The 16884-nt window shown below is 49.7% G+C and carries 23 protein-coding genes; 17 read left to right on the top strand and 6 right to left on the bottom strand.

What is annotated here, in order from left to right; all coding sequences use genetic code 11:
• The first annotated feature begins 7 nt into the window (after nt 1-7).
• The 4 genes from G9Q73_RS05445 (at nt 8) to G9Q73_RS05430 (ending at nt 4069) form a co-directional block, all read left to right on the top strand.
• Entirely contained in the window at nt 8-2134 is a 2127-nt protein-coding gene (locus tag G9Q73_RS05445; protein WP_177418896.1) for a capsule polysaccharide biogenesis protein, read from the top strand.
• Complete coding sequence (locus G9Q73_RS05440; protein ID WP_177418895.1) at nt 2124-3449, top strand: capsule polysaccharide biogenesis protein; 1326 nt, start codon at nt 2124-2126, stop codon at nt 3447-3449. Before G9Q73_RS05445 ends, G9Q73_RS05440 begins: the two co-directional genes overlap by 11 nt.
• A 105-nt stretch (nt 3450-3554) precedes the next feature.
• The gene (locus G9Q73_RS05435) at nt 3555-3779 is read left to right on the top strand and encodes a ParD-like family protein (RefSeq protein WP_177421275.1); all 225 of its coding nucleotides are present in this window, start codon (nt 3555-3557) and stop codon (nt 3777-3779) included.
• Nucleotides 3776-4069: a type II toxin-antitoxin system RelE/ParE family toxin gene (locus G9Q73_RS05430; protein ID WP_177418894.1), complete on the top strand. Its 294-nt coding sequence runs from the start codon at nt 3776-3778 to the stop codon at nt 4067-4069. The genes G9Q73_RS05435 and G9Q73_RS05430 overlap by 4 nt, the downstream gene beginning before the upstream one ends.
• Nucleotides 4070-4119: 50 nt before the next feature.
• Here the strand turns inward: G9Q73_RS05430 and G9Q73_RS05425 are convergent, their stop codons facing one another.
• The 4 genes from G9Q73_RS05425 to G9Q73_RS05410 all read right to left on the bottom strand — a co-directional run bounded on the left by G9Q73_RS05425 (nt 4120) and on the right by G9Q73_RS05410 (nt 5513).
• A complete protein-coding gene (locus G9Q73_RS05425; protein ID WP_177418893.1) occupies nt 4120-4494 on the bottom strand; it encodes a type II toxin-antitoxin system VapC family toxin in 375 nt (124 codons plus the stop codon).
• An 11-nt stretch (nt 4495-4505) separates the two neighbouring features.
• Nucleotides 4506-4730 carry a type II toxin-antitoxin system Phd/YefM family antitoxin gene (locus tag G9Q73_RS05420; RefSeq protein ID WP_177418892.1) on the bottom strand — a complete coding sequence of 75 codons (225 nt, stop codon included), beginning with the start codon at nt 4728-4730 and terminating at the stop codon, nt 4506-4508.
• Nucleotides 4731-4884: 154 nt separating this feature from the next.
• A complete protein-coding gene (locus G9Q73_RS05415) occupies nt 4885-5271 on the bottom strand; it encodes a type II toxin-antitoxin system VapC family toxin (RefSeq protein ID WP_177418891.1) in 387 nt (128 codons plus the stop codon).
• A complete protein-coding gene (locus G9Q73_RS05410) occupies nt 5268-5513 on the bottom strand; it encodes a type II toxin-antitoxin system Phd/YefM family antitoxin (protein WP_177418890.1) in 246 nt (81 codons plus the stop codon). Before G9Q73_RS05410 ends, G9Q73_RS05415 begins: the two co-directional genes overlap by 4 nt.
• Nucleotides 5514-5674: 161 nt before the next feature.
• On the opposite strand from G9Q73_RS05410, the gene G9Q73_RS05405 reads away from it, so the two are divergent.
• Nucleotides 5675-6739, top strand: a complete 1065-nt coding sequence (locus tag G9Q73_RS05405; RefSeq protein WP_177418889.1) for a radical SAM/SPASM domain-containing protein — start codon at nt 5675-5677, stop codon at nt 6737-6739.
• A 388-nt stretch (nt 6740-7127) separates the two neighbouring features.
• Here the strand turns inward: G9Q73_RS05405 and G9Q73_RS05400 are convergent, their stop codons facing one another.
• Both G9Q73_RS05400 and G9Q73_RS05395 read right to left on the bottom strand, forming a co-directional pair.
• Entirely contained in the window at nt 7128-7439 is a 312-nt protein-coding gene (locus G9Q73_RS05400; protein ID WP_177418888.1) for a hypothetical protein, read from the bottom strand.
• Between the two features lie 299 nt (nt 7440-7738).
• On the bottom strand, nt 7739-8344 hold the full coding sequence (locus G9Q73_RS05395; protein ID WP_177418887.1) for an alpha/beta fold hydrolase: 606 nt from the start codon (nt 8342-8344) through the stop codon (nt 7739-7741).
• A 275-nt stretch (nt 8345-8619) separates the two neighbouring features.
• On the opposite strand from G9Q73_RS05395, the gene G9Q73_RS20360 reads away from it, so the two are divergent.
• The 12 genes from G9Q73_RS20360 to G9Q73_RS05335 all read left to right on the top strand — a co-directional run.
• The gene (locus tag G9Q73_RS20360) at nt 8620-8844 is read left to right on the top strand and encodes an AbrB/MazE/SpoVT family DNA-binding domain-containing protein (protein WP_177418886.1); all 225 of its coding nucleotides are present in this window, start codon (nt 8620-8622) and stop codon (nt 8842-8844) included.
• The gene (locus G9Q73_RS05385) at nt 8841-9242 is read left to right on the top strand and encodes a PIN domain-containing protein (RefSeq protein ID WP_177418885.1); all 402 of its coding nucleotides are present in this window, start codon (nt 8841-8843) and stop codon (nt 9240-9242) included. Before G9Q73_RS20360 ends, G9Q73_RS05385 begins: the two co-directional genes overlap by 4 nt.
• 94 nt (nt 9243-9336) lie before the next feature.
• Entirely contained in the window at nt 9337-9573 is a 237-nt protein-coding gene (locus G9Q73_RS05380) for a DUF6364 family protein (RefSeq protein WP_177418884.1), read from the top strand.
• Nucleotides 9570-9998 carry a type II toxin-antitoxin system VapC family toxin gene (locus tag G9Q73_RS05375; protein WP_177418883.1) on the top strand — a complete coding sequence of 143 codons (429 nt, stop codon included), beginning with the start codon at nt 9570-9572 and terminating at the stop codon, nt 9996-9998. The genes G9Q73_RS05380 and G9Q73_RS05375 overlap by 4 nt, the downstream gene beginning before the upstream one ends.
• Before the next feature lie 14 nt (nt 9999-10012).
• Entirely contained in the window at nt 10013-10714 is a 702-nt protein-coding gene (locus G9Q73_RS05370) for a transposase (RefSeq protein WP_177418882.1), read from the top strand.
• Between the two features lie 18 nt (nt 10715-10732).
• Nucleotides 10733-11851, top strand: a complete 1119-nt coding sequence (gmd, locus tag G9Q73_RS05365; protein ID WP_177418881.1) for a GDP-mannose 4,6-dehydratase — start codon at nt 10733-10735, stop codon at nt 11849-11851.
• Between the two features lie 2 nt (nt 11852-11853).
• Complete coding sequence (gene fcl / locus G9Q73_RS05360; protein WP_177418880.1) at nt 11854-12828, top strand: GDP-L-fucose synthase; 975 nt, start codon at nt 11854-11856, stop codon at nt 12826-12828.
• Nucleotides 12829-12830: 2 nt separating this feature from the next.
• Nucleotides 12831-13340 (top strand): GDP-mannose mannosyl hydrolase, encoded by a 510-nt coding sequence (locus tag G9Q73_RS05355; RefSeq protein ID WP_177418879.1) that lies wholly within the window; start codon nt 12831-12833, stop codon nt 13338-13340.
• A complete protein-coding gene (locus tag G9Q73_RS05350; RefSeq protein ID WP_177418878.1) occupies nt 13334-14425 on the top strand; it encodes a hypothetical protein in 1092 nt (363 codons plus the stop codon). Before G9Q73_RS05355 ends, G9Q73_RS05350 begins: the two co-directional genes overlap by 7 nt.
• 5 nt (nt 14426-14430) lie before the next feature.
• Nucleotides 14431-15852 carry a phosphomannomutase gene (locus G9Q73_RS05345; protein ID WP_177418877.1) on the top strand — a complete coding sequence of 474 codons (1422 nt, stop codon included), beginning with the start codon at nt 14431-14433 and terminating at the stop codon, nt 15850-15852.
• Nucleotides 15853-15978: 126 nt separating this feature from the next.
• Nucleotides 15979-16224, top strand: a complete 246-nt coding sequence (locus G9Q73_RS05340) for a type II toxin-antitoxin system Phd/YefM family antitoxin (protein ID WP_177418876.1) — start codon at nt 15979-15981, stop codon at nt 16222-16224.
• Nucleotides 16225-16568: 344 nt separating this feature from the next.
• Nucleotides 16569-16884: ATP-grasp domain-containing protein (locus tag G9Q73_RS05335; protein WP_177418875.1), on the top strand; the 316-nt coding region annotated here is incomplete at its 3' end.

Below are 16884 nucleotides of genomic sequence, written 5' to 3'. Positions count from 1 at the left end.
ATCAGCAGTGACGTTTTCCAGGGGGATCTTCAGGATCCCCCATCTTCGAACCTTCCTGGATGTCGACGCCATCTCAAGGAGATGGAAGTTCTTTCCCGGTTTCGCGTCAAAACATCACAATGAGACGGTCATTGGATGGGGACTAAAAACCAACACGGTCGCAGCCCGGCGATACGCTGAATCCAATAATCTCCGCTACCTCACCCTGGAAGATGGTTTTCTGCGCTCAGTGGGTCTGGGTGTAGACCACTCACCTCCCCTCTCCATGGTGATAGACGACCTGGGGATCTACTATGACGCAACCCGCCCCTCTCGCCTGGAGAAAATCCTTTCCGGCGAATTCGACGATATACCGGACTCGCCTCCATTCAGGCGTCTACAGCAGTATCTCGATGGCGCTCAGAATCCCCTGGAAAACAGGGCGCTGATTTCAAGGACACAACAGTGCATCAAGCTGATCATCGACAACCGGCTCTCCAAGTACAATTCCAGTCCGGATATCACCCTCCAGCCAACAGCAAAAAAACGCATTCTGGTTGTGGATCAGACAGCAGGCGATCTCTCCATCGAGCGGGGCCTGGCGGGACCTGAAAGTTTTACCCGTATGCTTGATGCCGCCCTGGAGGAACACCCAACAGCAGAGATCCTGGTCAAGATCCACCCGGATGTTATTGCCGGCAGGAAGCAGAGCCACCTCCTGCGGGCCGGGAAACACCCGCGCGTTCATCTTATTTCAGAAAATTGCAATCCAATCAGCCTGTTACAACAGGTTAATCACGTCTATGCCGTTACTTCACAAATGGGTTTCGAAGCACTGATGGCAGGCAAACCCGTGACCTGCTTCGGCGTTCCCTTCTATGCCGGTTGGGGGCTTACCGATGACCGGATTCAGATTCCCAGACGCACCGGGAATCGCACCATAGAACAGCTCTTCAGCGCGGCCTATATTCTTTACAGCCGGTACCGCGACCCGGATACCGGCAAATCATGCGAAATCGAACGGGTTATCGATCACTTGGCCCTCCAGCGACACTACTTTGTTGAAAATAGTGGCAGCCTTTTCTGTTATGGCTTCACTCCATGGAAGCGTGGTTATGTTCGCGACTACCTCTACAGTCCCTGGAATAAAATTCGCTTCGCCAGCAGTGCCTGGCAGATAGAGCGCCGCCTGCCACAGAAAGATGCCCGCATTGTAGTGTGGGGGGTTCGCGAGAATAAAAAAATACGCGATCTTGCCAGAAAGCATGATATTCCCATCTGGCGCATGGAGGACGGTTTCCTGCGTTCCGTGGGTCTGGGTTCTGACCTGACAGCCCCGGCATCCCTGGTTCTGGACAAACAGGGGATCTATTTTGACCCAGGCCAAACCAGTGACCTGGAGACAATCCTTGAAAACACTGTTTTTTCTGAGGAAAAGATTCTCCGTGCCCAGTCGATAAGAAAAGCACTTATCGACTCCGGAATCAGTAAATATAACGTCGGTGAAAGAAAACCGCTTACCCACTCAGCGAAATCCGGACAGCGTATTATCCTGGTTCCCGGTCAGGTCGAAGATGATGCCTCGATCCGTCTGGGATGCAGGGATATCGGCACAAATAGAGCACTGCTTGAAGCTGTGAGAAAAAGTGCCCCTGATGCCTATATCATCTACAAACCACACCCGGACGTGCTGAGTGGAAACCGGAAGGGCCAGAGAAAAACCCGGCACCCCCCCTATTTTGATCAACTGGTCACCGATATCAGCATCTCTCAATGTCTCGATGCCGTTGATGAGGTGCACACCATGACCTCCCTGGTCGGTTTTGAAGGGTTGCTGAGAGACAAGCAGGTTACCACCTACGGTCTTCCTTTCTATGCGGGATGGGGGCTTACCACTGACAAACACAAACTGGATCGCAGAAATCGCAGAAACAGGAGTGTGACAATAGATGAACTGACAGCCGGTTGTATGGTAGTATACCCGCGTTATATCAATGGTTTTTCTAGGGCTTTTTCCAGCCCGGAAATAGCCATCAGCGGGCTTGAGAGTCAACGGTCGTCAGCAATCAACGAGACTCGAATCAGCTCATATGGGACCAGTCGTATGGCCAGGAAGCTAAACAACCTTATCCAGGGATTGATGTATGGCAAGTAACACTCTCCTGCTTCAAGGGCCAGTGGGGCCTTTTTTCAAGCGCCTTGCCATGGACCTGGAAGAATCCGGGCATACTGTTTACAAGATAAACCTCAATGCGGGTGACCGCTTCTTCTTCAATGGTGAGAATAGTGTGGACTACACCGGCACTGTTGAGCAGTGGCCGGTGTTTCTGAAGCAGTTTCTGGAAGATTGTAAAATCACCACCATCTACCTGTTCGGGGATGAACGCTCATATCACAGGAAAGCCCATATAGTTGCAAGCTTGCTCTCCATTGACGTATTTGTCTTTGAGGAGGGCTATCTCCGGCCTCACTTCATCACTCTTGAAAAAGATGGCGTAAATGGACGCTCATCCATTCCGCGCACTCCAGAGGCATATCAAGATGTCCAGGAAGAGGCATTACGACAGCCAGCATCAGTCCCCTACTCATTTGCCCATGCAGGTTGGTATGCGGCCGTCTATTTTTTTATGGGATGGCTTGGGCAGAGTCACTTTCCGGACTACATCCACCATCGCCCATTCAAATGGTACAACGAGGCGGTAGTATGGGTAAGAGGGGGATTCAGAAAATACTACTACCGTTTTTGTGAACGTGGCGTTCAACAACAACTGACCACACACTATTCAAAGAGGTTTTTCCTCGTACCGCTTCAGGTTCATAACGATGCACAGATAAAAATCTGGTCGTCGGTTCCCTCTGCAGCTGCCTTTATCAGGAGGGTGATCTCCTCCTTTTCAAAACACGCACCGACAGACACCCTTCTGGTGATCAAACATCATCCACTGGACAGGGGTTACTCAGACTACACCCGAATTATCCACAAGCTTGCCGACAGGTACGGCTGCAAAACACGGGTTATCTATGTCCATGATATGCATCTACCCACCCTGCTGGGTCATGCCAAAGGCACGGTCCTGTTAAATAGCACGGTAGGCCTATCCTCAATATTACATGGCACACCCGTTAAGACATCGGGCCATGCCATCTACAATATGGCAGGACTTACGTTTCAGGGGAATATGAAAGAGTTCTGGAAAACCCAGGGTAAAGTTGACAGAAAATTATATCAGCGATTCAGAAATCACCTCATGGAAAAAAACCAGATAAACGGAAATTTCTATCGAAAAACTCCAGGGCTAAAAAGTCATTCGGGTATTGATTACCAACATCTATTAGAGCTCACACAGGCATCGTCGGAAGAGGCTTCTCATTCAATAACAACAGACATGCCAGTCGTCCCTCCTCATGTTCTCCTCGATGCCTATATCAATTCAGCACAGAAGGGTATTGAACATTCGGATGTGGCGTGAATATCGATAAAGGCCTGCACCCTTTTTATCTTCGTAGGTTGCAGATGATCCCGAGCGTGACTACAATTGTGGTTAATCACGGTCACAAGTATGACAGTAGCTGAAATGAGCACATCCGTTCGCATTGATGACACCCTCGTAGCGCAAGCCAGGACGACAGCCAAAGCCGAATTCCGCACGGTGCAAGGGCAAATTGAGTTTTGGGCCAAGGTCGGGCGTGCTGCGCTGGACAACCCGGACTTGCCGGCCAGCTTCATCGCTGAAAGTCTAATGGCGATAGCCGAACCGCGAGAAGAAGCGACAGTTTTCGTTCCGCGTTCCCGTAAATGAGTTGGGAGGTACGGCAAACCCGGCGCTTCTCCCGCATCTACAAAAAACTCCATGACAACGTGGCTGCCGATGTCGACGAGGCTGTGCAGGCCGTCATGGCCAATCCCAATATTATCGGCGAGCAGAAAAAGGGCGACCTGTCGCAACTCTTCGTCTACAAATTCCGCAGCCAGAATCAGCTCTATCTATTGGGTTACACCTGCGACGACAGCGTTCGACTGATCTATCTCGAGACAGTCGGACCGCATGAGAACTTTTATCGCGATCTCAAACGCCAGTCAAAAAGATAGTGGGTAGATCCGAATTCGCTCGATGCCTTCAGAGCACCGACCCTTTTCCATCACCAAACAACCTCGACCTCGTACCCCCTCAAGCTTCCATCCTTACTTATCAGGATCAACTTCTCCGACAGTGCCTGCGCTACGAGCATGCGATCGAACGGATCGCGATGAATAAAGGGCAAAGAGCCAAGCGTTGTGCAATGCTCAGGGCGCAGCGGCAGGCTGGATACAGCATTGTCTCTCATAAAACCCTGCAACTGGCTCATCCAGTCCGCACCCAGATCCAGTTTGCCAAGACTGATTTTTATGGCCATCTCCCAAAAGGACATAATACTAACGGAGACGGCGTTGTTTTCATCTTCCAGAAGCGCCCAGGCAGTTTGTGAAAGACGCTGGGGTTGACTGCTCATCCATATGAAGGCACGAGTGTCCACCAATAGGTCCACTACATGTAACCCTTGAAGTCATCCGGCGTTTCATCAAAATCATTTGCCATGTACTTTACCAGCCCCTTCAAAGCACCCAACCTGCGTTTGTCCCGAGCTTCGGGGAGTACCTCGAGCCGCACCGTAGGTTTATTGTTGCGGGCAATAATCACCTCTTCCCCAGCCAAAGCCCTCTCAATCAGTTTCGACAGTTGGGACTTAGCCTGGTGTACATTGACTTGCATGTGGTCGCCTCGGGAAATCACTTATTAGCTAATAGCTTAGCTAATCATGCAGGGCCATTCAACGGTCACAGATGAAGGCGCAGAATCGAACCGCGCAAACAATAGTGGTAACAACGACGGGGTTGATGCGGTTTGACTCGGGCACCGGTGTACTTTACACCCTCTTCACAGGGCCAGGATACTGTGCCACCAAAGAGTCGGATGTCAGCAGGGTGATACCCTCAACCATTGCCTGAGCAACAAGTATGCGGTCAAAAGGGTCTTTGTGAATCGGCGGCAAGATATCGATAGCGACAACGTGTTCGCTGCCAATAGGCAGTTCGCTATAACCGTTATCCAGCAGTCCCCGTCGCAGGAGTCGCGCATCTGCCTGAAAATCATCACGCACCAGCCCACTCTTGATGGCAATCTCCCACAGACTGACCGCACTGAAAAACAGCTCGTTTTCTACCTCACTAATCATGCCACGAGCATCAGCAGACAGGCGGTCAGGGTCACCTGCCGCCCATAGCAATAAATGAGTATCCAGCAGAAGTTTCAAGATTCATCACCAAAAAGCAGCGCAATTTCAGTGCTACCCATCTGATCGAAATCATCGGGCACAGTAATCTGCCCCGCCATAAAGCCCAACCGCTTTACCTGCCCCGCCTCCGGCGCGCTCAAAGGCATAACCTTGACCAGCGGCTTACCTGCCTTGGCGATGATAAATGACTCGCCCTTGGTGGCCTGCTCAATCAGCCGTGACAGATGCGTCTTGGCTTCGTGGATGTTAACAGTGTGCATAACGACCTCATATAGACTAAGTTTTATTAGTTTAGTCTATAGCTGAGTAGAAAAGCAATGGAAAGTCTTTGAGAATAGCTAAACAATGGGTAACCAGAAGTTGTCAGTTCAAGAATTATTTTTCTACAGACTCATTATGCGAAAAGGGGATCACATCGACCATGAATAAACGGCCTTGGCACATCAGAGTCAAAAGCCAACTGGCGCACTTGGTCAGGCGTGTCGGTGGGGTGCAGGTCCGCGATGCCTTTGCCTCTATTGTCAAGCATGGACGCACTCCGTTTGATTTTGTTGAACAGGATCACTTTACGCCTCTTGGCGATCATGACAAAGCGATGAGCCTATTCAAACGATCCGTTGACATGATTGAAATAGAAGTATTCTCCTACTGCAACCGGATTTGTTGGTTTTGTCCTAATGCAGAATATGACCGACGGTCAGCACAGCATCATATGGATAATAATGTATATTTATCCATCCTCAGGCAACTGGGGCAGTGCGACTACAACAGGAAAATCAGTTATAGCCGCTATAATGAACCGCTGGCAGACAGGATCATTATCGACAAAATCGCCCAGGCTCGCAGTCTAGTGCCGAAGGCAGTTTTGCACATGAATACCAATGGTGATTACCTGACAAAAGAGTATCTTGATGAACTTTACGACGCTGGGCTGAACAGCCTGAACATCCAGATTTATCTGCGCAGCAACCAAAAATATGATCATGAGGAGACTAGGCAGCGAATGCAAAAAAAGCTCGCCGAACTTGGTCTTAAAGCAAAAATTACCGTTGATCTTTTTGGCCACCGTTTGGAAGCAGATATAGACTACAAAGATATGTCATTGCGTATCTATGGACGCAACTTTGATAACACCGGCTGCAACCGGGGTGAAACAGTAGAGGTCACCAATCAACCTGTTCGCACATCTCCATGTTTGTCACCGTTTTATCACGTCTATATCGACTATAACGGTTCTGTCATGCCATGCTGCAATCTGCGCTCTGACATTCCTGAACATCAAGATTGCATTATTGGCAACTTGAATACGCAAAGCAGTATTTTTCTGATTTACGCAAGTGCCAATGCGGTAGCATGGCGGCGTTCACTTGTCGGCTTTGATAGAAAGGATGGCCTTTGCAAACACTGCAACTTTGTCCCCTTTACCAAAACGTCAGTAACCACATCGGTGCAGGACAAGCTGGTGGCGATGTCTAAAACGCGTTGACTCACCACAATGCTTAGTTAGTGTTCGTCCGGAAACCCCATATCTAACCGCAAAGAACGCGAAGAGCGCCAAGGTAAAAGATTGATTACCAATAAATTACCTTTCGGCAACTGCTCCCTGCGTTGCTCTACCTCCTGCATCCATGCAGTCGCGTGTACTTCGTGCGCTTCGTGGTAAAAAACGGCGTTTCCGGACAGGCACTATTTAGTGTCCATCCGGAAATCAGTTCCCGTAGCCCGGATGGAGCTTGCGTAATCCGGGAACAGAGTATGAATCAGCCACTTATCTTCCTGGATTCCGCTACGCTTCATCCAGGCTACAATTATTCACTTGTTTCCGGACGGACACTACTTAGACACCGGTGCCTGTAAGGGCCACACCCTGGGTTTTACGTGCGACAAAACTGCTTCAGATAATCTTCGTAATCAGCCTGCTGACGATGCAACTTGTCGCTTTGACTCGCCTTATAACCGGTACGCAGGCGCTTTTCGACCTTTTCCAGCTTCTTCCGCTTTGCCCAGCAACGTTTCTCTTCACTGCCCTTGCGGCGGGCTTTCGTGGCTTTTGAGCGGCGTTTGGACACCTTTTTCTGTTTTGTTCTTTGCAGTCTGAGGGCCGGTTTGGCGTAAGCGACGAAATAGCCATCTACGCCATGGTGGTGGATGCCATCAATGAAACGGCGGTGTCCTTTTATAGGCATTATGGGTTTTTCCACATCGCAGATGGAAGTAAGCGCCTATTCCTGCCTTTAAAATCCTTGAAGTAGTTTAGGCCAACAGATAGATCCAGATCTCTTTTTCACCATAGCCGGAGTGCGACGACTCACTATCAAGTGGTCACGCTGCCCCGGTCGCTTCACTAGCGACCCAATAACTTAGCGAGAAACGAGGGGCGATGACTGATGTCTACGTTCGTGGGTTTGCCAGGTAGAGTATTTAATGATGAAGCGATAATGCTATTGAGTTCACCTGAGTCTCTCAATAATCTAATTAGACCATGTCAGCCTTCATCGTACGGATGCAACGTAATATTTTTCATGTTCATTAAATGTCTTGCGTGAGTTTCGTCAATTTTTTCATTCTTATCATAGTAGATGTTAATGTCACAAATACTACGGTGTGATTTGATTACAGGTTTTAAGTCAAAATATTTATCAGAAAATTTATTATGCAAGTATCTTATTTTGTCTTTATTTCTTATATATCTTGGATTATGGATAAAGGTTTGTGGAGAAAAAGCATGGACACAACCTGCCTCAATCAATACACCAATAATTATGGCTGCATAGCCACCCATTGAATTACCAAACACAGCCACTTTATTAATGCCTTTCTCATCAATAATCTTCCTGAGAAATGAAGCGGTTTCATCAATATTGGTTGATATTCCGAAAACACCGGATTGATACCATACTTGCTCAAGGTCGCGTAAGTAGATTTTGTTGGCTTTTAGGTTTTTTGTTATATTGAACAACTCAAATGGAGGTGGTCCTCGCCTACCGGCAACTCCGCCCAAGGCAATTAATAGAGGGCTGTCTTTGTACGGTAGTTCGATGATGGATGATAGGTTGGGGTCATTTATATTTCTATGAGATTCTGCTGTCATGGAACCAACGGGGTCTTCTGCCAGGAAAAGGAATGATCTGACTTTAGTTTACTTGTTTATGCCGACTTTGATCAAAAAATGGAGCAAAACTGACAGATCAGTTATTCAATCTCTTGGGGTTTGATTCCCCGCCCCCTCTGTCAGGATAGTTGTAGTGGTCTTGACCATCGATACCGCTTATAAGTAATACCACATTGGAAATGGTTCGGTATTGCATACCGTGCCAAATGAATTACAATAAACACTGAAATGTAATTCATCAAGAGGTGCAGAGGATGAAAAGTACCATCACATCACGCGGTCAGACGGTTGTTCCTGCAGATATCCGCCATAGGTTCCATTTAGGTGCTTCTGATTGTCTTGAATGGATTGTTGAGGGGAAAACAATAAGGGTTGTCCCTCTACCCCAAAACGGTATTGACGCCTTTCGTGGAAGAGGGCGTGGAGGCGCGACAGAGCGCCTGTTGGCTGAACGAAAAAAAGAGAGAGAGGGGGAGTGAGGCGCTATCTGTTAGATACCTCTGCACTTTTAACACTCCGTGATGATGAGCACGGTGCTGACCAAGTTGCAGAGGTTTTGTTGCAAGCGGAAGAGCATCAAGCAAAAGTTTATGGCTCATTCATGACATTGATGGAGGTTTTCTATCGGGTCTGGAAGGATGAGGGTGAGACAGAAGGAAGAGTTGCTTTTGAGCAGTGTAAATCGCTCCCAATCCGGTGGATTCATGAAAACTCCGATCTCTTGGAGCAGGCGGCTAAAATCAAGGCAACTCATCCACTGTCACTCGCAGATGCTTGGATTGCCGCAACTGCAATTTTGGAGAATGGGATATTAATGCATAAAGATCCTGAGTTTGAGGTTGTAGATGTAGAACAGCATATCTTGCCGTATAAGTGAATTTACCACAAAAAGGGGTCAGACCCATATAAATATTGACATCATTCTCGGATGGCTACTATTCTTACATGACGTGCAGCTTTTGGGAATGGTCATGCGAACAACATTGAATCTTGATGATCGGCTCTTGATTTCAGCCAAGCATAAGGCGGTCGAACAGGGTGTTTCGTTGTCTCAAGTCATTGAGAATGCATTACGCCAATCATTTTCAAAACCGAATGTGAAGCATAAAGTTGTGCGGTTAATTACTTCATCAGGGCCTGGAGTTAAACCGGGTGTTGATCTGGATAATGGCAAGTCGCTACTTGATATCATGGATGATTCGATATGATTTTGATGGATGTGAATGTGCTGGTTTATGCGCACAGAGAAGATGTGAGAGATCACTTGGCGTATCGGAACTGGCTTGAGTCTGTTCTCAATTCAGGCACGGCATATGGTTTTTCTGATTTGGTCATGAGTGGCTTTATCCGGGTTGTCACTCATCCGAAGGTTTTTGAGCAGCCGTCTTCCCTGGATTCTGCTGTTGCGTTTGCACAGCAGGTTAGAACTGCGCCGCAGGCGACAGGCGTCGTGCCAGGAAATAATCATTGGAAGATATTTCTGCAGTGTATGGAGCATATATCTGCAAAAGGTAACGCTGTTCCAGATGCCTATCACGCTGCATTGGCGCTGGAATGGGATTGCGACTGGGTGACTACGGACAAGGGGTTTCGCCGTTTTAAGGGGTTGCGTCTTAGGCATCCACTGAAATAGATGTGACGTATGCTATGCCGAGAAAACCCCGTTTTTACTTGCCTGGTGCTCCGGTGCATGCGGTTCAACGAGGGCATAACAAAGCAGCGATCTTTTTTGATGATTTCGACTATCTGGAGTATCTGCGCTGCCTGAAGCAGGCGGCTGATGCCTGCGGTTGCGCAGTTCACGCCTATGTGCTGATGACCAATCATGTGCATTTACTGTTGACGCCTGATCAGCCGACGTCAGCTGCCCGCTTGTTCCAGAGTTTGGGTCGGCACTACGTGCGCTATATCAATGCAACCTACAGGCGGCATGGTAGCCTGTGGGAGGGGCGCTACAAATCCAACATCATTCAATCTCAGACCTATCTCTTGGCTTGTCAGCGTTATATTGAAATGAATCCGATCAGGGCAGAGATGGTAAAATATCCAGCCAAATATCGTTGGTCCAGTTATGCGGCCAATGCGCTTGGGGTGAGCAATCCAGTTGTGACGGAGCATGCAGAGTATTTGTCCATGGGCCGCTCCCCGGCGGATCGCCAGTCTGCTTATCGGGATCTGTTCGATAGTCCGCTGGACGTCGATGAATTAGAGTTGTTGGGATATGCCTTGCAATCGGGTACACCGCTGGGCAGTGCGAAATTTATATCACAAATTGAAGCAATGTCGGGCCGCAAGATTGGCTTTTCCAGGCGTGGCAGGCCGTCAAAAGTCTCTCAGGGAATTAAATAGTTACAACGAGGATTGATAATGAAGAAGGCACTTATTACGGGCATAACTGGCCAGGATGGCTCCTATCTGGCAGAGTTATTATTGGAGAAGGGCTACGAGGTACACGGTATCAAGCGCCGTGCCTCATCATTCAATACACAACGCGTGGATCATATCTATCAGGATCCGCACGTTGACAATCAGCGATTTATTCTCCACTACGGTGATCTTACTGATAGTTCCAATCTAACCCGCATTCTTCAGGAGGTGCAGCCGGATGAGGTCTATAATCTGGCGGCACAATCCCATGTGGCCGTCAGTTTCGAAGCGCCTGAATACACTGCCGATGTTGTTGGTATGGGTACGCTTCGCCTGCTTGAGGCGATTCGCTTACTGGGGTTGGAGAAGAAGACGCGCTTCTACCAGGCGTCCACCTCCGAACTGTTTGGGCTGGTACAGGAGACGCCTCAGAAAGAGACCACGCCGTTTTATCCGCGCAGTCCCTATGCTGCAGCCAAGCTGTATGCCTATTGGATCACGGTGAACTACCGTGAGGCTTACGGTATGTACGCCTGTAATGGGATTCTGTTCAATCACGAATCACCTCGACGTGGTGAGACATTTGTCACGCGGAAGATTACTCGCGGTTTGGCCAACATTGCACAAGGGTTGGAAAAGTGCCTCTATCTGGGCAATATGGACGCGCTTCGTGACTGGGGTCACGCGAAGGATTTTGTTCGTATGCAGTGGATGATGCTGCAGCAGGACCAGCCTGAAGATTTTGCCATCGCTACCGGCGTTCAGCACTCTGTGCGTGATTTTGTCAGTATGTCAGCCGCAGAGTTAGGCCTGACCCTGCGTTTCGAGGGGGAGGGGCTGGATGAGAAAGGTATCGTTGAGCGCATAGAGGGTGATAAGGCGCCTGGGTTGAAAGTGGGTGACGTAATTGTTGCGGTTGACCCTCGATATTTCCGCCCTGCTGAAGTGGAAACCCTGCTGGGTGATCCTACAAAAGCGAAAGAGCGGCTGGGTTGGGTGCCGGAAATTACACTCCAGGAGATGTGCGCAGAGATGGTGGCTACCGACTTGCACGAGGCACGGCGGCATGCGCTATTGAAGGAGCATGGGTATGAGTTGCCGATGCAGGTGGAACATTGATTATGCCCCGTAATCTGTCACAGAAAATCTTTGTGGCCGGCCATCGGGGAATGGTTGGTTCGGCCATCATCCGCCGCCTCCAGGCGTTGGGCTATACCAACGTCATTACCCGTGGACGCGATGAGCTGAATCTGTTGGATCAGAAGGCTGTACACGCTTTTTTCAATAGCGAAGGTTTGGATCAAGTTTACCTTGCGGCGGCGAAGGTGGGTGGTATCCATGCCAACAATACTTACCCGGCTGATTTTATTTATGAAAATCTGATGATCGAGGCCAATATTGTACATGCCTCGCATTTGGCGGGTGTGCAGAAGTTGCTTTTCCTCGGCTCTTCCTGCATCTATCCCAAGTCGGCCGTTCAGCCAATGAAGGAGACGGCGCTGCTCACCGGGACACTGGAGTCTACGAACGAGCCATACGCAATTGCCAAGATTGCCGGTATCAAGCTGTGTGAGAGTTATAATCGTCAGCACAGTCGTGATTACCGTAGTGTGATGCCGACCAACCTCTATGGGCCGAATGACAACTTTCATCCTGAGAACAGCCACGTGATTCCTGCGTTGCTGCGCCGCTTTCATGAAGCGGTTCAATCCAATGCAGAAGAGGTAGTGATCTGGGGTAGTGGCAAACCGATGCGCGAGTTCCTGCATGTGGACGACATGGCGGCGGCGAGTGTGCATGTGATGGAATTGGATAGTGATACTTATCAGGTAAATACAGAGCCGATGCTGTCTCATATCAACGTGGGTACAGGCTTGGATTGTACGATTCGAGAGTTGGCAGAGACGATTGCCCGTGTTGCAGGGTTTTCGGGCAGGTTGAGCTTCGACAGCAGTAAGCCAGATGGTACGCCGCGCAAGTTGATGGATGTTTCCCGTTTGAAGGCGTTGGGCTGGGAGGCGTCGATTACCCTTGAAGAGGGGCTGCGGGATGCCTATCGTTGGTTTCTGGAGAATCAGGAACGGTTCAGGGGCTGAAGGTGCATCTTCCGTCTGATGTTTTTCAGACCGTGGTGGCGTCTACGCCACTGGTATCGATCGATCTGGTAGTGGAGAATGACTGCGGGGAGATTCTCCTAGGCTTGCGCAATAACCGTCCGGCGCAGGGGTGTTGGTTTGTGCCAGGTGGACGGATTCTAAAGTGCGAAAGCCTTGATGCCGCCTTCATGCGGTTGGTAAGGGATGAACTGGACGTCGAGGCGAGTCGCACATCCGCCTGTTTCCTGGACGTGTATGAGCATTTCTACAATGATAGTGTCTTTGGCGAGACACCGGATACCCATTATGTGGTGCTGGCCTACCATCTTCGGCAGGATCTTGATCTGAGCCGTCTGCCGTCATCACAACACCGCGACTATCGATGGTGGCCACAGGCAGAAATGGCTGCCAGCGATCGGGTACATTCTAACAGTCGTGCCTACCTTTCGGCGCTGAAAGAGATTACGCGTCATGCCAATGCCAGGGAGCAGCAGAAGGGAGCGAAATGGTAATCAAAAAGTTGCGCTCGGTCCTCGGGCAGGTTGCTAAATCAAATGGTTCAAAAAAGCGTTTTAAGCGTTGTGTGCTGCATATTGGAACCGAGAAAACCGGTACATCTACCATACAACGTTTTTTAACGGTAAATCGCAAGGAACTGGTTGGTGATGGTGTGATCTATCCATCGGCCACGGGTAATAACGGTGGGACTCAGTGGGGCTTTGCAGCCTGCGCGCAAAACAAGCCCTGGGAAATGGATGTTGGTGTAGCGTTAGGTATCCACTCTGCTGAAGATCAGGAGTCATACAGGGATACGCTACGAAAAAAATTGTCCCGGGAGTTTTTGGCTGCGCCCAAGGCTAACGTACTGGTTATTTCATCAGAACATCTGCACAGCCGGTTGGTCAGTCAAGATGCAATTTCCCGTCTGAAGGCTTTTTTAGAACCCTGGGTGGAACAGTTCGAGATTGTTCTCTACCTGCGCCGGCAGGATCGCGTGGCAGTGAGTCTCTATTCGACCAAAATCAAGTCTGGCAATCCAACACCGATACTTTTTCCTGGCGCACCCAAAGGGCCTGTGCCTTACTATTTCAATTACGACAAAATCTACGATAACTGGTGTGGTGTGTTTGGTGAAGAGGCGCTAAAAGTTCGTCTCTTTTTACCGCATGAGTGGGAACAGGGTGACCTAGTGCATGATTTCTGCGCTGTTTGCGGGCTGCGTCCGGAAGGCAAGCGCATGCCTGTTGTGGAAAATGAGTCGCTCAATCAAATGGGGGCGGATTTTCTGCTCGAGGTCAACCGGAAAATGCCGTGTATGGTAGGAGGTCAGAGGAACAAAGAGCGCGATGCGGTGACCCAGCTCATCTCAAAACTGTGCCACGGCAAAAATTATCCTGCCAGCCGTGAAGCGGCGATGAAGTTTTATCATCGCTACCTGGAGTGCAATGCACGAATAAAGGAGAAGGCATTTCAGGGTCGTTCAGAGCCGCTGTTTGATGAAGATTTTTCTGACTATCCGGAGTCAGTCGAGCAGCTTGAGCCACGTTACGAGGATGCGGTCGAACTCGCCTTGCGTATATGGAAGATGAAGATTTAGAAAACATGAAAAAAGTCACTATTCAACAATTGGCAACCGATAGCGGTGTGGTTTTTGGAACCAGTGGTGCCCGCGGTCTGGTCGAACAGATGACGCCAGAGGTTTGTATCGGCTATACAGCAGCTTTCCTCAATTTGTTTGGGAGTGTACCGGATCAACAAGTTGTCGTTGGCATCGACCTGCGACCCAGTAGTCCGGAGATTGCGCGTGCCTGTATTTTTGCGATTGAATCGGCAGGTCTTGTTGCTGAGTTCTGCGGGGTAGTACCTACGCCTGCACTGGCATTGCATGCAATGCAGAAAAGGATTCCGGCTATCATGGTAACCGGCAGTCATATCCCGTTCGATCGAAACGGAATAAAGTTCTACCGGCCAGAGGGTGAGATTACCAAAGCAGATGAGGCTGCCATTATGGGTGCTGAAGTTATATTGCCTGAGCCTTTGGCGTTACCGGACTTGCCTGCGGTGGATGAGGGGGCGCAACAGCGTTATATGGAACGGTATCTTCAGTTCTTTCCCGTGGATATGCTGGCAGGGTTGCGAGTGGGTTTTTATCAACACTCCAGTGTCGCGCGCGATCTGTTGACGACCCTGCTTGCCCGGTTGGGTGCGGAGGTAATAGCGCTGGGGCGTACCGATAAATTTGTCCCGATCGATACAGAAGCGGTTTCAGAAGAGGATGCTGAACGTGCAAAAGCGTGGGTCTTGGAGCACCAGCTGGATGCACTGGTCTCGACCGACGGAGATGCTGATCGGCCTCTGCTTGGTGACGAACAGGGCATTTGGTTTCGGGGAGATGTCGTCGGATTGTTGTGCGCACGATTCCTGAAAGCTGAAGCGCTTGCCACACCAGTCAGTTGCACGACTTCAATTGAAAAAAGTGGATGGTTTAGACATATCACCCGGACCCGTATCGGCTCGCCGTATGTCATCGAGGGCATGGAGGCGCTTCTGGCAGCAGGAAGGGCGCCTGTGGTCGGTTTTGAGGCGAACGGTGGATTTCTCCTTGGGAGTAAAATTGAGCGCAATGGGAAAACCCTGTTGCCATTGCCCACTCGTGATGCCGTGTTGCCAATCCTGGCACTGTTGGCGCTTGCTCATGAAAAGAGGGCACCCCTGTCAGCACTGACAAGGGAACTACCTAAGCGTTTTACTGCGAGTGACCGGCTTCAGAACATTACTAAAGAACATAGTCGGGGATTGCTGGAAAGTCTGGAAGGTGATTCAGCGCCACTTACCCAACTCTATGGCCCGGTTGTGGCACTGGATGTGACTGATGGGCTGCGGCTTACCTTTGCGAGTGGTGACATCGTCCACCTGCGTCCATCGGGCAATGCGCCGGAGCTACGTTGTTACGCCGAGGCCGATAATGCTGTGCGGGCTGCGGAGCTGGTTGCTGAGGTGCTGGAATTTGTGAGACATCAGTGACTTCAGGTTACATTTTCATTCATGACAGACTTGTTTAAATACATGGATAAGAGGAGTCGTTATGTGACTTGGATAATCTCGTGGTTCTGTGTACGCTTAGATGTGACTAAAATAGAGAGATAGGCTATGCAAGTCAGTGTCCGCGAAACGAGAGAACAACTCAGCCGATTGTTGAAAGCCGTCGAGCATGGAGAGCAGGTGGAGATAACACGGCGGGGTCGGGTAGTGGCGCGGCTTACTCCACCAGAGCCAAGTACAGATAGTTCAAGGGTGACGCGTGCATCTGTTCGGGCGAAATTACGTGATACCTTGCCCCCCTCCGAGACTACATCAACAGAGCTGATTCGAGAGCTCAGAGAAGAGCGTGGCTGATCCTCGTCTCTATTTTGATACCAGTGCGTTGTTGCCGCTATACTGCTGATAAAGTGCTTGCTGATGCTGCTGCGCTTGTCGGAGGGCGTGTGCGCTTCTTAAGGGGTTAACGGGATAGCAGTGATGCAATTTTAATCTTAAATTGCATTGTAACTAATCAGCGCATGGTGGATACGCCGATAATGTGTAGGATGCTGGTGAGGAACGAACCGCATCGATCGCGAATGATGCGGTTCGCAAGCTCACCAGCATCCTACGTTCTGCATTTTGACCGTTATGGGGCCAATCAAGGGTGAGCTGAATAGATACATTGCATTTTGCATATCAGGGTGTGTGCTGGCTACATGGTAATTCAGAACATTGTATTCGTCGCCAGTAACCGTAATGCGGATCTCTATCGCAACGATCCCGCGTTCGTCTACCGTTGCGAAAACCTCGGATTAGCCCTCTCGAAACAAGGCCACGATGTCCATTTTACCCATTTGACGAAACTCAAATGGAAGGAAGGACATCAAACGGCTATTTTCCATCGACCTATTGCCTCCGTTCGGTTGTGGTACCTGCTCCGGCAGTTACGTCTCCGTGGTGTTGTGGTGATTGCCGATTTCGATGATCTGGTCTTTGACGAAGAGCAATACGTAACCGAACAAAGTACAACAA

The organism is endosymbiont of Lamellibrachia barhami (assembly GCF_011947365.2).
Classification (GTDB): domain Bacteria; phylum Pseudomonadota; class Gammaproteobacteria; order Chromatiales; family Chromatiaceae; genus QGON01.
The sequence above is the reverse complement of the archived record's forward strand: the minus strand, read 5'-3'. Positions and strand labels throughout refer to the sequence as shown.

Excerpts from the sequence above, each read along its gene's own strand:
- G9Q73_RS05440 (WP_177418895.1), top strand. The coding sequence starts at position 2,124 with ATGGCAAGTAACACTCTCCTGCTTCAAGGGCCAGTGGGGCCTTTTTTC.
- G9Q73_RS05435 (WP_177421275.1), top strand. The coding sequence starts at position 3,555 with ATGAGCACATCCGTTCGCATTGATGACACCCTCGTAGCGCAAGCCAGG.
- G9Q73_RS05430 (WP_177418894.1), top strand. The coding sequence starts at position 3,776 with ATGAGTTGGGAGGTACGGCAAACCCGGCGCTTCTCCCGCATCTACAAA.
- G9Q73_RS05420 (WP_177418892.1), bottom strand. The coding sequence starts at position 4,730 with ATGCAAGTCAATGTACACCAGGCTAAGTCCCAACTGTCGAAACTGATT.
- G9Q73_RS05410 (WP_177418890.1), bottom strand. The coding sequence starts at position 5,513 with ATGCACACTGTTAACATCCACGAAGCCAAGACGCATCTGTCACGGCTG.
- G9Q73_RS05405 (WP_177418889.1), top strand. The coding sequence starts at position 5,675 with ATGAATAAACGGCCTTGGCACATCAGAGTCAAAAGCCAACTGGCGCAC.
- G9Q73_RS05400 (WP_177418888.1), bottom strand. The coding sequence starts at position 7,439 with ATGCCTATAAAAGGACACCGCCGTTTCATTGATGGCATCCACCACCAT.
- G9Q73_RS05395 (WP_177418887.1), bottom strand. The coding sequence starts at position 8,344 with ATGACAGCAGAATCTCATAGAAATATAAATGACCCCAACCTATCATCC.
- G9Q73_RS20360 (WP_177418886.1), top strand. The coding sequence starts at position 8,620 with ATGAAAAGTACCATCACATCACGCGGTCAGACGGTTGTTCCTGCAGAT.
- G9Q73_RS05380 (WP_177418884.1), top strand. The coding sequence starts at position 9,337 with ATGCGAACAACATTGAATCTTGATGATCGGCTCTTGATTTCAGCCAAG.
- G9Q73_RS05375 (WP_177418883.1), top strand. The coding sequence starts at position 9,570 with ATGATTTTGATGGATGTGAATGTGCTGGTTTATGCGCACAGAGAAGAT.
- G9Q73_RS05370 (WP_177418882.1), top strand. The coding sequence starts at position 10,013 with ATGCCGAGAAAACCCCGTTTTTACTTGCCTGGTGCTCCGGTGCATGCG.
- gmd (WP_177418881.1), top strand. The coding sequence starts at position 10,733 with ATGAAGAAGGCACTTATTACGGGCATAACTGGCCAGGATGGCTCCTAT.
- fcl (WP_177418880.1), top strand. The coding sequence starts at position 11,854 with ATGCCCCGTAATCTGTCACAGAAAATCTTTGTGGCCGGCCATCGGGGA.
- G9Q73_RS05350 (WP_177418878.1), top strand. The coding sequence starts at position 13,334 with ATGGTAATCAAAAAGTTGCGCTCGGTCCTCGGGCAGGTTGCTAAATCA.
- G9Q73_RS05345 (WP_177418877.1), top strand. The coding sequence starts at position 14,431 with ATGAAAAAAGTCACTATTCAACAATTGGCAACCGATAGCGGTGTGGTT.
- G9Q73_RS05340 (WP_177418876.1), top strand. The coding sequence starts at position 15,979 with ATGCAAGTCAGTGTCCGCGAAACGAGAGAACAACTCAGCCGATTGTTG.